Annotated in this window: 12 protein-coding genes; 6 read left to right on the plus strand and 6 right to left on the minus strand. The window is 64.3% G+C overall.

What is annotated here, in order from left to right:
• Positions 1-29 precede the first annotated feature (29 nt).
• On the minus strand, positions 30-1,433 hold the full coding sequence (locus QW887_RS04295) for an efflux RND transporter periplasmic adaptor subunit (RefSeq protein ID WP_316170210.1): 1,404 nt from the start codon (positions 1,431-1,433) through the stop codon (positions 30-32).
• On the minus strand, positions 1,423-2,877 hold the full coding sequence (locus QW887_RS04300; protein WP_315712618.1) for an efflux transporter outer membrane subunit: 1,455 nt from the start codon (positions 2,875-2,877) through the stop codon (positions 1,423-1,425). Before QW887_RS04300 ends, QW887_RS04295 begins: the two co-directional genes overlap by 11 nt.
• Before the next feature lie 367 nt (positions 2,878-3,244).
• On the opposite strand from QW887_RS04300, the gene QW887_RS04305 reads away from it, so the two are divergent.
• The 4 genes from QW887_RS04305 (at position 3,245) to QW887_RS04320 (ending at position 7,868) form a co-directional block, all read left to right on the plus strand.
• The gene (locus QW887_RS04305) at positions 3,245-4,558 is read left to right on the plus strand and encodes an NAD(P)/FAD-dependent oxidoreductase (protein WP_315827580.1); all 1,314 of its coding nucleotides are present in this window, start codon (positions 3,245-3,247) and stop codon (positions 4,556-4,558) included.
• 7 nt (positions 4,559-4,565) lie between these two features.
• Positions 4,566-5,411 carry a DUF1365 domain-containing protein gene (locus QW887_RS04310; RefSeq protein ID WP_316194196.1) on the plus strand — a complete coding sequence of 282 codons (846 nt, stop codon included), beginning with the start codon at positions 4,566-4,568 and terminating at the stop codon, positions 5,409-5,411.
• Between the two features lie 108 nt (positions 5,412-5,519).
• The gene (locus QW887_RS04315) at positions 5,520-6,752 is read left to right on the plus strand and encodes a cyclopropane-fatty-acyl-phospholipid synthase family protein (protein ID WP_316194232.1); all 1,233 of its coding nucleotides are present in this window, start codon (positions 5,520-5,522) and stop codon (positions 6,750-6,752) included.
• A gap of 81 nt (positions 6,753-6,833) precedes the next feature.
• Complete coding sequence (locus QW887_RS04320; RefSeq protein WP_315711852.1) at positions 6,834-7,868, plus strand: cysteine synthase A; 1,035 nt, start codon at positions 6,834-6,836, stop codon at positions 7,866-7,868.
• A gap of 64 nt (positions 7,869-7,932) precedes the next feature.
• Here the strand turns inward: QW887_RS04320 and QW887_RS04325 are convergent, their stop codons facing one another.
• From QW887_RS04325 to QW887_RS04340, 4 genes are read right to left on the minus strand one after another with little or no spacing between them, the layout of a single operon-like run.
• A complete protein-coding gene (locus QW887_RS04325; protein ID WP_315711850.1) occupies positions 7,933-8,676 on the minus strand; it encodes an amino acid ABC transporter ATP-binding protein in 744 nt (247 codons plus the stop codon).
• Positions 8,677-8,698: 22 nt separating this feature from the next.
• Positions 8,699-10,219 carry an amino acid ABC transporter permease gene (locus QW887_RS04330; RefSeq protein ID WP_315751098.1) on the minus strand — a complete coding sequence of 507 codons (1,521 nt, stop codon included), beginning with the start codon at positions 10,217-10,219 and terminating at the stop codon, positions 8,699-8,701.
• Entirely contained in the window at positions 10,216-11,421 is a 1,206-nt protein-coding gene (locus tag QW887_RS04335) for an amino acid ABC transporter permease (protein WP_315751097.1), read from the minus strand. Before QW887_RS04335 ends, QW887_RS04330 begins: the two co-directional genes overlap by 4 nt.
• A gap of 28 nt (positions 11,422-11,449) precedes the next feature.
• Positions 11,450-12,466 (minus strand): amino acid ABC transporter substrate-binding protein, encoded by a 1,017-nt coding sequence (locus QW887_RS04340; RefSeq protein ID WP_315711846.1) that lies wholly within the window; start codon positions 12,464-12,466, stop codon positions 11,450-11,452.
• A 316-nt stretch (positions 12,467-12,782) separates the two neighbouring features.
• On the opposite strand from QW887_RS04340, the gene metC reads away from it, so the two are divergent.
• Together metC and QW887_RS04350 are read left to right on the plus strand one after the other, a co-directional pair.
• A complete protein-coding gene (gene metC, locus QW887_RS04345) occupies positions 12,783-13,976 on the plus strand; it encodes a cystathionine beta-lyase (protein WP_315711845.1) in 1,194 nt (397 codons plus the stop codon).
• A 119-nt stretch (positions 13,977-14,095) separates the two neighbouring features.
• A complete protein-coding gene (locus QW887_RS04350; protein ID WP_316170207.1) occupies positions 14,096-15,793 on the plus strand; it encodes a Na/Pi cotransporter family protein in 1,698 nt (565 codons plus the stop codon).
• Positions 15,794-15,804: the final 11 nt, after the last annotated feature.

The raw sequence follows: 15,804 nt of genomic DNA on the forward strand, positions 1-15,804 counted from the left end.
CGCGACTGCTCGTCACTCTTGCGGTCGCGTCATGGCTGCGCCTTCGCGCCGCGACCTGCTTCACTCCCTCCCTGGGGCGCTGCACCGGCATCGGTCTGGCCCGCGGCCTGAGGCCTGCGACGCAGCTCGCCGTCCTTCGGCGCGCCGTCAGGCGGAGCTCCGCCCTCCTTGGCCTGGTCCTTGCCTTGATCCTTTGCTTGCGGATTGCGGCCGCGTTTGCGTGGCGCCAGATCGGCCTGCGGCGTCTGCTCGGCGCGCCCGACCACCACTTTGACGCCCTCGGCGAGGTTGGCAAAGCCTGTCGTCACCACACGGTCCGAGGGGCTCAAGCCGCTCGCGATCACGGCCTCGCTCTCATTCTGCTGCACGACCGCCACCGGATGCGCAGAGACGATGTCGCCCTCGCCGATCACGTAGCTGAACGTACCTGCCGGCCCGCGCTGCACGGCCGACGTCGGCACCGTGATCGCCTGCGACAGGGTCTCGACCTTGAGGCGGACATTGACGAACTGTCCCGGCCAGAGCTGAAATCTGCCGTTGGGGAATTCTGCTTTCAGCTTCAGCGTGCCCGTCGTCTGATCGACCTGGTTGTCGATGCCCCGCAACGTGCCGGTGTCAATGACGGTGACGCCGTCATTGCCGAACACGTCGACGGCGAGCGGTCCCTTGGCGGCGGCCGCATTGACGCGCATGATCTGCTGCTGGGGCAGGCTGAACTGAACCGCAATCGGCTGCAGCTGCGTGATGACGACGAGGCCGGTCGCGTCAGAGGCATGAACGATGTTGCCCTGGTCGACCTGGCGCAGGCCGGCGCGGCCGGAGAGCGGCGCCACGATCTTGGTGTAGCTCAAGGTCGTCGCCGCATTGTCGATCGCGGCCTGATCCGCCTTGATCAGCGCCTGCTGCTGCGCCACCACCGCGCGCTGCGTGTCGGCCTGCTGCTTGGAGCCGGCATTGCTGGCGGCGAGCTGCTCGTAGCGGGCGAGGTCGAGCTTCTGGTTGGCGAGTTGCGCCTCGTCCTGCGCCTTCTTGGCAACGGCCTGATCGTACTGCGCCTGATAGATCGCCGGATCGATCTCCGCGAGCACGTCGCCCTTCTTGACGTCCTGCCCTTCGACGAAATTGACCGCGATCAGCTTGCCGTCGACCTGCGAGCGCACCGTGACCGTGTTCAGCGCGCGCACCGCGCCGACGCCGTCGAGATAGACCGGCACGTCCTTGATGGCAGGCGAGGCAGCCAGGACCGGAACGGGAAGGTCGGGCCGCGCGAAGCGGTTATTGGCCTGCTGCTTCTGCTGCATCGCCGACCAGCCGATATAGCCGAGGCCGCCGAGGATCAGCAGCGTGATCGCGATCGACACCAGTCGCCGTGCCACGCTGGACCGCGCGCGCTTCACTGCCGCTGCTCCCTTCTCGTCCGGTTTAAAGAGCATCGGCCGACTTCTCCATGCGCGGCTCCCAGCCGCCGCCGAGCGCCTGGTAGAGGCTCACAAACGCCTGCAGGCGCGCCAGTTGCGCCTGCGATAGCGCGTCCTCGGCCTGGAACAGCGTCAATTGCGTATTCAAGACGGTCACGATGTCGGCAGTTCCCGCGCGCAACTGCTGCTCTGACAATTCGAACGCACGCCGCGAGGCGGCGACGACCTGGCGCTGCAATTGCAGTCGGATCGTGGTCTGCTTGATCGAGAACAGCGCATTGTCGACGTCGGTGAAGGCCTGGATCACGGTCTTGCGGTAGGTCTGCAGCAGTTCATCCTGCCGCGCCTTGGCGTTCTCGAAGTTGCCCAGAATCCGGCCGCCGTCGAAGATCGGCTGGGTCAGGCTGCCGGCGAGGCTGAAGAACGCCGCATGCGGCTGAAACAGCGACACCAGTGCCGCGCTCTGGTAGCCGCCGTTGCCCGTGAGCTGGATGCTCGGAAAGAACTGCGCCCGCGCGCTGCCGACATTGGCCGTTGCCGATGCCAATTGGGCCTCCTGCCGGCGGATGTCCGGACGCTGCGTCAGGATCTCCGACGGCAGACCAGGCGTGACCCGCGGAGTCCTGATCTGATCGAGCGAGCCGCCAATGACCCGAATGCCTTCGGGCGATCGCGCGACCAGCACGGCCAGGGCATTGACGTTCTGATCGAGCGTCTGGCGCAGCGGCGGCACCGCCGCCTTCTGATTGGCGAGCACGCTCTCCTGCTGCGCGACGTCGAGATCATTGCCGGTGCCAGCCTTCTGCCGCTCGCGGATGGCATCGAGCACACGCGTGGCGCTGGCGATGTTGCGCTCAGCCGTCCGAATCCGATCCTGCGCGGCCAGCACCTGGAAATAGGCATTGGCGACGGTGGCGAGCGTCGTCAACTGCGTGACGTCGCGGTCGAAGCGGTTGGCTACCGCGGTTTCCTCGGCCGCCTGCAGCGCGTCGCGATTCTGGCCGAAGAAGTCGAGCTGGTAGCTCGCAGAGAGCGAGGCTTGGTAATTGACGACCTCGCGGCCGCCATTGGTGAGCCCGCTGGAGCTCGACCCGGACGTGCGCGAATAGGTCTCCTGCCCCGTGCTCGACAGGCTTGGCAGCAGCGCCGCGCCGGCCTGCCGCGCCAGCGCATCGGCCTGCCGGAACCTTGCCACAGCAGCGGCAATGTCGAGGTTGACGCTCTGCGCCTCCTCCATCAGCTGGGTTAGCTCGCGTGATCCGAAGCCGCGCCACCAATCCAGCGGCGGCGGCGCCGCCATATCGGAACCGGACGCCGCCTTGTAGCGCTGGGGCAAGTCGAGGGCCGGATCGGGAATATCCTGGGTCAGCAGGCAGCCGGCCGAGTTCGCCGCCAATCCGATCGCCGCCAGCCAGTGGACAAATCGCCGCAGGGTAGCCGGCACACGGCGCTCCCGCATCCCGGCGACGATCCGCGGGTCAGCGGACGCGCGGCAAGGCTCGTCGACGGCGATCGGCACGATGGACACTGGCGTGATGCTTCCCTGTAGTCTTGGGAATCATTCTAGCCGCAGCCCACGGCGGCGGACAGCCCTGCAGCCCCCCCGTCGCCCCAGCAGCGATGGTGCCGATAAAGTCCACCGAATCGACGAATCTCCCGTAAATCAGCGGAGTTTCGTGAAGGCAGAGCCACGGGCCCCCGGCTGCCGCCTTACCAAGATTTCATCTGTCGAATGCCGTTTTGGCCGGGGTGTGACGCGGCGAGCGCGCCCGTGAAACCCTTTGGCTGGGACTCCGTAACTTGCACGTGAACTTCAGGGGGCATTCATGCGAGTTGCGGTGGTCGGAACGGGTATTGCGGGTAACGCCGCGGCCTGGTCCCTGGCGAAACGTTATCCGATCACCGTCTACGAGCGTGATCTCCGTCCGGGCGGCCACAGCCATACCGTGACGATCGACTATGACGGCGCTCCGGTCTCGGTCGACATCGGCTTCATCGTCTACAACGAGCTGAACTATCCTGAGCTCACCGCCTTGTTCGACCATCTGGGGGTCGAGACGGTCGACAGCAGCATGAGCTTTGCCGTCACCGCGGATGCCGGCCGCTTCGAATGGAAAGGTGGCGGAAACACCTGGCTCGACACCGCCAAGGGGCTGTTCGCGCAGCCGAGCAACCTGCTGTCGACATCCTATCTCTGGATGCTCAGGGACATCCTGACCTTCAACGAGCAGAGTACAGCCGACTTCAAGGCCGGCCGCCTGCATGGCCTTACGCTCGGTGATTATTTCCGGCGCAACCATTTCGCCCCGCGACTGCTCACCGACTATCTGGCGCCAATGGGGGCCGCGATCTGGTCAGCCCCGGCGTCCGAGATGCTGGACTTCCCGGCCGAGAACTTCGTCGCGTTCTTCAGCAATCACAGGTTGCTGCAATATGACCGTCCGGTCTGGCGCACCGTCAAGGGCGGCAGCCGCCGCTATGTGGAGAAGCTGACGTCGAGCTTCCGCAACCAGATCAGGCTCGGCAGCGCCGTGACCAGCATCGAACGCACCGCCCACGGCGTCGTCGTTCAAGACAGCAGCGGGCGTCGGGACACCTATGATCACGTGGTGATTGCCGCACACAGCGACCAGGCCTTGTCGATGCTCACCGACGCGGACGAGCGGGAGCGCGGCATCCTCGGTGCGATCAAATATTCGCCCAACACGATCTATCTGCACCGTGACAGCAGGCTGATGCCGAGGCGCCGCCGCGCCTGGGCCTCGTGGAATTTCCTGCGCTGGCAGCGTGAGGGCGTTCCCATGAACGACGTCGCCGTCACCTATTGGATGAACAACCTGCAGGACATCGACGACGCCAAGCCGCTGTTCGTCAGCCTCAACCCACCCTTCGCTCCGGCCCCGGAGCTGACCTTTGGCAAATATATCTGTGAGCACCCACAATATACGGCTGCCGCCTTTGCGGCGCAGAAGCGTCTGGCAGCGATTCAGGGGCAGCGCCATACTTGGTTCTGCGGGGCCTGGACCGGCTACGGCTTCCATGAGGACGGGCTGCGCTCGGGTCTCGCCGTGGCGGAGGCGCTCGGCGCGAGCGTGCCATGGCGCGGGTTTCCCACCGAGCTCGCCGAGGCTGCGGAATAGGCGCGATATGGACATGGATCACTCGGGACAGGATGACCGAACGGAAGCGGCCGCGCTCTATGTCGGAGAGGTCATGCATGCCCGCATGCGGCCGACCACGCACCGCTTCCGGTATCGCGTGATGAGCCTGCTGATCGATCTCGGCCGGCTCGACCAGGCGGACCGGCAGGCCTCGCTGTTCGGGGTCAATCGGCGAGCGCTCTACAGCTTCCACGAGGCCGACCACGGTCCGCGCGACGGCTCGTCGCTGCTGGCCTATGCGCAGACCTGCGCGGCGAATCAGGGGATCGATCTCGGCGGCGGACGCGTGCTGTTGCTGTGCTATCCGCGGCTGCTCGGCTACGTGTTCAATCCGCTGTCGGTCTATTTCTGCTATCGCAGCGACGGCACCCTGGCGCTGATGATCTACGAGGTCCGCAACACCTTCGGCGAGATCAAGCCCTATGTGCTGCCGGTCAGATCCAATGAGCTGTCCGCGGCAGGGCTGCGCCAGACGCAGGACAAGACCTTCTACGTCTCGCCGTTCATCGACATGGCGATGCGCTACCATTTCCGGGTCATGCCGCCGGGCGACAAGGTCAAGTTGCGGATTCTGGAAACTGGCTCCGACGGGCCCCTGCTCGCTGCAACCTTCTCTGGCCGCCGTCGCGGGCTGACGTCTGGCTCCCTGCTCGCAGCCTTCGTCTCGCTCCCGCTGGTGACTGTCAAAATCTTCGCCGCGATCCATTGGGAGGCACTGCGGCTGTGGGCCAAAGGCGTCCGCCTCGTCCCGCGTGGCGAAATCAGTGCAAGCCCTGGAACCAATACCGGCTTGGCGGGGAACGGCAGCCACGCTTATATGTCACGACGCTGACCGGAAACGGCCGGCTCGCTCTGCGTCCGTGATCCCTGCCCGCACAGGTGCCGCACCGGCCAGCCGACGGGGACGTGGGCTGGAGCTGTTTGCGTGAGTGGACCTGCCATGCCGGACGTCATCCCAGTCACCCCTGATACCATCGACAAGGTGCTTGCCGATCTTCCCCGCCTGCCCCGCCTTGCCCTCGGCTTCGGCTCGCGGTTGCGAAAAGGCACGCTCGACGTGACCCTGCCGGACGGGCGGGTGATCCGGCTCGGCGGCGTTGAGCCCGGGCCGGCCGCCGCAATGATCCTGGCCAATTACGGCTTCGCATCGCGTCTTCTCAATGGCGGCGACATCGGCATCGCCGAGGCCTATCTGAACGGCGACTGGGATACGCCGGACCTGACGCAGTTTCTCTATCTGTTCTGCGTCAACCAGCACCTGCTGCAGTCGATGCTGGAAGACAAGCCGCTGATCCGGTTTGCCCAGCTGGTCCGGCACTGGTTCAACCGCAACACCAAGCGTCAGGCGAAGCGCAACATCTATGCCCATTACGACATCGGGAATTCGTTCTACTCGGCATGGCTGGATCCGAGCATGACCTATTCCTCGGCCTTGTTCGAGGAGCACACCACCGACCTCACTGCCGCGCAGACCAACAAGTACAAGCGGCTGGCCGAGGCGATCGATCTCAAGCCCGGGCAGAAGCTGCTCGAGATCGGCTGCGGCTGGGGCGGCTTTGCCGAATATGCCGCCAAGACGTTCGGCGCCAAGGTCGTTGGGTTGACGATCAGTCAACAGCAGCGCGACTTCGCGCAGCGCCGCATCCAGGATGCCGGGCTCGCCGAGAAAGTCGAAATCCGCCTGCAGGATTACCGGGACGAGCGTGACCACTACGATCGCATCGCCTCGATCGAGATGATCGAGGCGGTCGGCGAACAGTTCTGGCCGAAATATTTCTCGCAACTGCGAGACCGCCTGCTGCCGGGCGGACTGGCCGGTGTCCAGGCAATCACCATCCAGGACAGCCTGTTCCAGCACTACCGCCGCGAGGTCGACTTCATCCAGCGCTATGTCTTTCCCGGCGGCATGTTGCCGACACCGCAGATTCTGAAGTCGCTCGGCGACCGCTTTGGCATACCCGTCATCCGCGAGCGGATCTTCGGGGAAGATTATGCCAGGACGCTTGCGATCTGGCGAAATAACTTCCGAGAGGCTTGGCCGGACCTCACGCCCGCCGGATTCGACGAGCGCTTCAGGCGGCTCTGGGAATATTATCTGTCCTACTGCGAAGCAGGTTTCCTCTCCGGGAATATCGATGTTCGCCAGGTCGTCTTTGCGAAATCGGGGGGCTGATCCAGCCGGCTTACGCTCCCCTGGATATCAGGCTAGGGTCCTCTTAAGTGTGCTCGAGGAAACTCCTACGGTATCTGCAAAATGACCATTCATAACGACGTCGTCGCGGCGATCGGCAACACACCGCTGATCAAGCTCAAGCGCGCCTCGGAGGCGACGGGCTGCACCATTCTCGGCAAGGCCGAGTTCATGAACCCGGGCCAGTCGGTCAAGGACCGCGCCGGCAAGTGGATGATCCTGGAGGCCGAGAGGCGTGGCGATCTCAAGCCCGGCGGCCTCGTGGTGGAGGCCACTGCCGGCAACACCGGCATCGGTCTGGCCGTGGTCGCCAGCGCGCGTGGCTATCGCACACTGATCGTGATTCCGGAGACGCAGAGCCAGGAAAAGAAGGACATGCTGCGGCTGTGCGGCGCGGAGCTGGTCGAGGTGCCGGCGTTGCCGTTCAGCAATCCCAACAACTATCAGCATGTCGGCCGCAGGCTCGCCGACGAACTGCGCAAGACCGAGCCCAACGGCGTGCTGTTCGCCGACCAGTGGAACAACCTCGACAACGCCAAGGCGCATTATGAGTCCACGGGACCCGAGATCTGGGAGCAGACCGACGGCAAGGTCGACGGCTTCATCTGCGCGGTCGGCACCGGCGGCACGATCGCCGGCACGAGCCGCTATTTGAAGGACAGGAACAAGGACATTGTCACCGCCTGTGCCGACCCGCACGGCTTCGCGATGTACGAATGGTTCAAGAACGGGGTCGTCAAATCGACGCCCGGCGATTCCATCACCGAAGGCATCGGCATCGGTCGTGTGACGCCCGTGATCGAGACCGCCAAGGTCGACGACGCGTTCCTGGTGTCCGACGAGGACGCCGTCAACACCATCTACGACCTCGTGCAGCATGAAGGCCTGTGCCTGGGCGGCTCGACCGGCGTCAACGTCGCTGGCGCGGTGCAACTCGCCAGGAAGCTCGGCCCCGGCCACACCATCGTGACCATCCTGTGCGACTCCGGTGCGCGCTATCAGTCGAAGCTGTACAATCCGGAGTTCATGCGTTCGAAGAACCTGCCGGTGCCGGCCTGGCTGGAGCGGCGCAGCGGGATCAAGCCGCCTTTCGTTTGAGGGCGAGTAGCGAGTAGAATTTCTCGCCCTATTCGCTATTCGCAAGTCCCGATTCGCTTCCTCATCAATGCCGCAGGATCTGGCTCAGGAACAGCTTGCTGCGCGCATGCTGCGGGTTGGCGAAGAATTCCTGCGGCGTGTTCGATTCGATGATCTGGCCGGCGTCCATGAACACGACGCGGTTGGCGACCTCGCGTGCAAAGCCCATCTCGTGGGTCACGACCAGCATGGTCATGCCCTCCTTGGCGAGATCGACCATGGTGTCGAGCACCTCCTTCACCATCTCGGGATCGAGCGCTGAGGTCGGCTCGTCGAACAGCATGACCTTCGGGTTCATCGCCAGCGCGCGCGCGATGGCAACGCGCTGCTGCTGACCGCCCGACATCTGGCCCGGATATTTCTGCGCCTGATGCGGGATCTTGACCCGCTCCAGGAACTTCATCGCAGTCGCCTCGGCTTCCTTCTGCGGGATGTTGCGCACCCAGATCGGAGCCAAGGTGCAGTTCTCCAGCACCGTCAGATGCGGAAACAGGTTGAAGCTCTGGAACACCATGCCGACCTCACGGCGGACTTCGTCCACCCGCTTGAGATTCGGACCCAGATCGATGCCGTCGACATTGATCTCGCCCTCCTGGAATTCCTCCAGCGCGTTGATGCAGCGGATCAAGGTCGACTTGCCCGAGCCCGAGGGCCCGCAGATCACGATGCGCTCACCCTTTCCGACGGAGAGGTTGATGTCGCGCAGGACGTGGAATTCGCCGTACCATTTGTTGAGGGCGGAAATGCTGACGATCGAATTTGCAGTCATGGATCTCTCGACGATATCTGGGTCAATGGCGCCGGTGCGCGTTGAGGCGGCGCTCGACCAGCATGGAGTAGCGTGACATGCCGAAACAGAAGGCGAAGTAGATCATTCCTGTGAAGGCAAAGCCGGTGAAAGCCGTGGTCGGTGTCGCCCAGACCGGATCGGCCAACGAAGCCTTGAGGCTGCCGAGCAAGTCGAACAGCGCCACGATCGAGACCAGCGAGGTATCCTTGAACAGCGAGATGAAGCTGTTGACGATACCGGGGATGACGTGGCGCAGCGCCTGCGGCAGCACGATGAAGCTCGTCGTCTTCCACCAGGACAGGCCGAGCGCGCTCGACGCCTCCGCCTGGCCGCGCGGAATGGCCTGCAGGCCGCCGCGGATCACCTCGGCCATGTAGGCGCCGGAGAACAGCGCAACGCCGATCAGCGCCCGTACCAGGCCGTCGACCCTGACATTGCCGGGCAGGAACAGCGGCAGCATGTAGGTGGCGAAGAACAGCACCGTGATCAGCGGCACGCCGCGCACCAGCTCGATGAAGGCGATCGAAAAGACGCGGATCAGCGGAATGGTCGAGCGGCGGCCGAGCGCAAGCGCAATGCCGATCGGCATCGACGCGACGATGCCGATCACCGAGACGACCAGCGTCACCAGCATGCCGCCCCACAGCCTTGTGTCGACGATGGGAAGGCCGCCGCGATCGAGGCCCATGATCGCAATGACGATGGCGATGCCGGCGAAGGTCGCGGCCGTGGCGATGACGCTGCGCAGCGCCCTGCTCCCGCCGCCGATGATGAACACCAGCGCGGTGACAATGATCGCGGAGAGCGCGAGATCATTCCACACGGGCTGGTGAGATTGCTGCAGTTCATTGCGGATCCAGACCAGCGGCCAGATCACGAGCGATGCGAGCGTTCCGATCAGCACGACCAGCTTGCCGAGCAGCCACAGCAGCATGCCGACCACCGGCACGTTATCGCCGGCGCGCACCAGCGCGTTACCGGCCGTATCGATGCTCTCGACGAACAGCTGGAGGGTGCCTGTGGTCCAGCTCACGCCGAAGCCCTCCAGCCCACCGCCATAGAGCAGGAAGAACGCGACCACCGGCAGCGCGAAGAAGAACAGACCCGCATTAAGGCCTTTGGCCGGCAGGCGCGGAATCAGCAGCGGCACGAGCAGCACCACCGCCAGCACATAGGTCAGATTGACGCGCCAGCGGTCGGCCTCCGGGTAGAAGCCGTACATGAACTGGCTGAACTTCGCCGAAATGTAGGGCCAACAGGCGCCGACCGGATGGCCGGCGTTCTGCGCCAGGCATGCATCGCGGTCCTTGCCGACCCACACCGCGTCGACCAGCAGGAACTTGACGGCCGGGATCACGGTGAACCAGATCAACAGCGCGCTCACCAGGGTGAGCAGGATATTGGTCGGCGAGTTCAACAGCCTCGTGCGGACGAAGCCGACGAAACCGGTCGTCTTGATGGGCGCCGGGCGTTCTCCGGCCATGTCCTGACGGATGAAGGTTGAGGCCGTGATGTCGGTCATGCGCCAAGTCTCTTCCCAAGCCGCCAGCTATAGAAGCTCATCATCGCGCTCGTAATCAGCGACAGCGCCAGATAGACGCCCATCGTGATTCCGATGATCTCGATGGCCTGCCCCGTCTGGCTCATCGTCGTGCCCGCGAACACCGACACGAGATCGGGATAACCGATAGCGACCGCGAGCGAGGAATTCTTGGTCAGGTTCAAATACTGGTTCGTCAGCGGCGGCAGGATGACGCGGAGCGCCTGTGGCACGACGATCAGGCGCAGCACGGTGCCGCGGCTCAGTCCAAGCGAGAGCCCCGCTTCCATCTGTCCCTTGTGGACCGAGAGGATTCCCGCCCGTACCACCTCGGCGATGAAAGACGCCGTGTACATGGTGAGCGCCAGGGTCAGCGCAACGAGCTCTGGAATGATGCGGGAGCCGCCGGCGAAGTTGAATCCCTTGAGCGCCGGCACCTCGAACGAAATCGGCACGCCGAACACGAGCATTGCAATTAGCGGCAGGCCGATCAGCAGCCCCAGCACGTAGGGCCAAATCCGGATCACATGGCCGCGCAAGAACAGCTCACGCCGCGCGTAATAGTGCAGACCGATCGAGACCACGATCGCCACACCGAGCACGATCGCGAACGGCGTGAAGCCGGGCTCCTCGATCGGGCGCGGAACGATGAAGCCGCGGTTGTTGAGAAAGAAGGTCGAGAAAAGAGAGATGCTCTGCCGCGGTCCGGGCAGAGCCGCCAACACCGCGAGATACCAGAACAGGATCTGGAACAGGAGAGGCAGGTTCCGGATCAGCTCGACATAGGCGCCGGAGACCCGCGAGAGCAATACGTTCGGTGACAAGCGGCCAAGCGCAACCAGAAAGCCAAGGATGGTCGCCAGCACGATACCGATGACGGAGACCAGCAGCGTGTTCAGCACGCCGACGATCAGCACGCGGCTGTAGCTGTCGGAGCCGGAGTAGCTGATCAGGGTCTGGTTGACGTCGAAGCCGGCCGTATTGTTGAGAAAGCCGAAGCCCGACGTGATCCGCTGGGTGGCGAGGTTGCTGCGTGCGTTGGCCACGATCTCGTAGCCAACCCACACCAGCACTGCGACGAACAGGATCTGGAGGATGATGCCGTTCCATCCTGCCTTGCCACCCAGCATACGCTTCAGCCGAAGCCCATATTGCGTAGGCGGTAACCTTGCTTCGATGCTCATTCGCCGCAGCCCCGCTATCGCGCAGTGATCAGCGGATCGGCGGCGCGTATTGCAGGCCGCCCTTGTTCCAGAGCTGGTTCAGACCGCGCGCGATCTGCAGCTTGGAGCCGGCGCCGACGTTGCGATCATACATCTCGCCGTAGTTTCCGACCGCTTTCACGATCCGGTAGAACCAGTCCTTGGTGAGGCCGAGCTGCTCGCCGAGATTGCCGTCGGTGCCGAAGGCGCGCTTGAACTCCGGCTTGTCCGACTTGGCCATTTCATCGACGTTCGCCTGCGTCACGCCGAGCTCCTCGGCCGTCACCAGCCCGAACAAGGTCCACTTGACGATGTCGAACCACTGGTCGTCGCCATGGCGGACCATCGGGCCCAACGGCTCCTTCGAGATCACTTCCGGCAGCACCACGTGATCGGCCGGATTGGCGAGCTTCAGCCGCTCGGCGTAGAGGCCGGAAACGTCGGTCGTGAAGACGTCGCAACGGCCAGATTCGTACGCCTTGATGGTCTCGTCTTGGCCGGCGAATGCGATCACCTCGTACTTCATCTTGTTGGCCTTGAAGTAGTCGGCGAGGTTCTGCTCAGTCGTCGTGCCGGTCTGCACGCAGATCGAGGCGCTGTTGAGCTCGAGCGCCGAATTGACCTTCAGGGCCTTCTTCACCATGAAGCCCTGGCCGTCGTAATAGGTCACGCCGGCGAAATTGGCGCCCAGCGAGGTGTCACGCGACAGGGTCCAGGTGGTGTTGCGCGACAGCACGTCGATCTCGCCCGACTGCAGTGCAGTAAAGCGATCCTTGGCGGACAGTGGAACGAACTTGACCTTGGTCGGATCGTTGAAGATCGCGGCGGCAATGGCGCGGCAAACGTCGACGTCGAGCCCGGTCCAGTTGCCCTTGTCGTCGGGCGCCGAGAAGCCAGGAAGGCCCTGGCTGACGCCGCAGGCGAGCATGCCGCGATCCTTGACGGTCTTGAGCGTTTCGGCCTGGGCGCCGACGCTCGCCAGCACCGGGGCGAGAGCAAGAGTAAGAGCCAGAGTGACGCGTTTCATAAATACAGCCTTTCGCGGGTCGTCCTTGGGGAGCGATGAATCTCAGCGCGTAGGAGGGGCCGACCTGAATCCGCCTCTGCAAACGCCATACCAAGAATATGGCGCGCGCCATGCACGACGGAGCCGTGCATGCGAGATGAAGCGGAAATCGCGGCAAGCCCCTCAACGTGCAGCGATCGAATTGCGCCGGCATCACAGAACGACTGGCGGTCCGGGTCAAGGGGTTGACGGGCCTGTTCTGCATTCTGTTATTAACGACCGCAGTGCGGCCTGATTTCCAGCTATCCCGGCAGGTTCAAAGAGAAAAGACACGCGAATGGCATCATCGAACGACCCCGCTGCGGCGGTGCGACAAAACGTCGAGACACGGCTGGTCACGGCGGGGCGGGACACGAAAGCGCAGCACGGATTCGTGAATCCTCCTGTCGTTCATGGTTCAACGGTCCTGTATCCAACGGCTGAAGATCTGCATGCACACCGCGGCGAATTCCAGTACGGCCGCCACGGCACCCCGACCACGAAGGCGCTGCAGCAAGTGCTGATGGCGCTCGAGGGGCCGCAATGCGCCGGCGTCGGCATCGCGCCGTCAGGCCTCGGCGCCATCTCGACCACCCTGCTGTCGGTGCTCAAGGCCGGCGACCACGTTCTGGTGTGCGATAGCATCTATCGTCCAACCCGCAATTTCTGCAACGGCATGCTGGCACGCTATGGCGTCGAGACGACCTATTTCGACCCCTTGATCGGCGCAGGAATTGAGCAACTGCTCAAACCGAATACACGCGCGGTGGTTGTCGAGGCGCCGGGCTCGCAGTCCTTCGAAATGCCGGACATCCCCGTCATTGCCGCGGTTGCGCATGCGCACGGCGCGCTGGTCATCGACGACAACACCTGGGCGACGCCGCTCTACCATCGCTCCCTCGATCAGGGCGTCGACATCAGCATGCAGGCGGCCACCAAATATATCGGCGGCCACTCCGACATCATGTTCGGGACGATTTCGGCCAATGCGAAGGCGTGGCCGCTGATCTCCGAGGGCATCCGCCTGCTCGGCGTCTGCGCCGGACCGGACGACGTGTTCCTGGCCTTGCGCGGCGTACGGACGCTTGGCGTGCGCCTGGCGCAGCATCACCGGTCAGGCCTGGAGATGGCGCGCTGGCTCGCCGCGCGTCCTGAGGTGATCGAGGTGCTGCATCCCGCGCTGGAAAGCCATCCGGGGCACGCGATCTGGAAGCGCGATTTCACCGGCGCCTCCGGCCTGTTCAGCATCGTGCTGCAACCAAAGGCGCAGGCCGCCGTCGACGCCATGCTCGACACGCTCACGCTGTTCGGCATGGGCTATTCCTGGGGCGGCTTCGAGAGCCTGGCGATCCCGTTCGACTGCGCAAGCTACCGTACGGCGACCACATGGGCACCCGGCGGTCCGACATTGCGGCTGCACATCGGTCTCGAGAATACCGAGGATCTCAAGGCCGATCTCGATCGCGGCTTTGCCGCGTTCAACGCCGCTTGACCACGCCTGCAGGGGCGGAGCGCCGCGCGATCGGGCAACCGGGGCCGCCAAATTGGCGTTGATCCCCGGCCGATTGGGCGTAGCCTTGGTCTGAAGACAAGCGGGAACGAACGGGAATCATGGTTCTGCTCGATCTGATGGGTGGCGTGGCGCTGCTGCTGTGGGGCCTTCACATGGTCCACAGCGGCATCCTGCGCGCCTTCGGCCCGGATCTCAGGCTGCTGCTGTCGCGAGCGCTGCGGAACCGTTTCAGCGCCCTCGCGGCCGGACTCGGCCTCACCGCGCTTCTCCAGAGCAGCACGGCAACGGCGCTCATCACCACCTCCTTTGCTGCGGAAGGCCTCGTCGGCCTGATCCCCGCGATGGCGATCATGCTGGGCGCCAATATCGGCACCACGCTGATCGTCCAGGTGCTGTCGTTCAACGTCGCGGCCGTCGCGCCGATCCTGTTCGTGCTCGGCCTGGTGGCGTTCCGCAGCGGGCCGCGATCGCGCATCAAGGATCTCGGCCGGGTGTCGATCGGCCTCGGCCTGATGCTGCTGTCGCTCCATATCCTGATCGACACGCTCGCGCCGGCCGAGGAGGCGCCGGCGATGCGCGTGTTCATGCAGGCGATCACCGCCGACGTCACGCTGTGCATCATCTTCGGCGCCGCCGTCACCTGGATCGTGCATTCCAGCGTCGCGAGCGTGCTGCTGGTGATGTCGCTGGCCTATGCGCATTTCATCACGGCCGATGCGGCCATGGCACTGGTGCTCGGGGCCAATCTCGGCAGCGCCGTCAACCCGGTGTTCGAGGGCGCCCGGCGCGACAATCCCGCGAGCTATCGCCTGCCCGTCGGCAATCTCCTCAACCGCATCATCGGCGTCGCGCTGATCGCACCCTTCCTGCATCCGCTCGCGGCTCAGCTGCAGCAATGGCAGCCGGATCTGTCGAAGCTGACCGCGCAGTTTCACATGGCATTCAACCTCGGCACGGCGCTGGTCTTCATCGGTCTGCTCGGCAGCATCGAGAAGCTGCTCGTCAGACTGTTCCCCGACCGCCCGGCCGAAGTCGATCCCGCCAAGCCGCGCTACCTCGACGAGACCGCGCTGGAGACACCGTCGCTGGCGCTTGCGGACGCGGCGCGCGAGGCGCTGCGCATGGGCGATCTGGTCGAGACCATGTTGCGCAATGTCATGACCGCGATGATGACCAACGACCGTGGCCTCGTGGATCAGGTGTCACGCGCGGACAATGTCGTCGACCGGCTCGACGAAGCCATCAAGCTTTACATCACCAAGCTGACGCGGGGCAGCCTGGACGATCGCGAGGGCAAGCGGGCGATGGAGATCATCTCCTTCGCGATCAACCTCGAACACATCGGCGACATCATCGACAAGAACCTGAGCGAGCTCGCAACCAAGAAGATCAAGCGCAGGTTCCAGTTCTCCGCGGAGGGCGCCGACGAGTTGCAGGCCTTTCACCGCCAGATCATGGAGGCGCTCCGCGTCGCGTTCGGCATCTTCATGTCCGGCGATGCGCAGCAGGCGCACCAATTGCTCGATCAGAAAGCCGAGCTCCGCAACGCCGAGCTCGGCGCGACCGAGCGGCACCTCGAACGTCTGCGCGACGGCCGCTCGGAGACGCTCGAAACCACCTCACTGCATCTCGACGTGCTGCGTGACCTCAGGCGGATCCACTCGCACATCTGCTCGGTCGCCTATCCCGTGCTCGATGCCGCCGGCGAGATTGCGACGCGCCGCGGCGAGGCGGCTGACAGCGTGGCGACGACCGTGACCCTGCCCCCATCCTCGGCCCAGCCGCTGCCGCGCTGAGCGCAGGACGG

This window comes from Bradyrhizobium sp. SZCCHNRI3052, from assembly GCF_032484895.1.
In the GTDB taxonomy this organism is placed as follows: domain Bacteria; phylum Pseudomonadota; class Alphaproteobacteria; order Rhizobiales; family Xanthobacteraceae; genus Bradyrhizobium.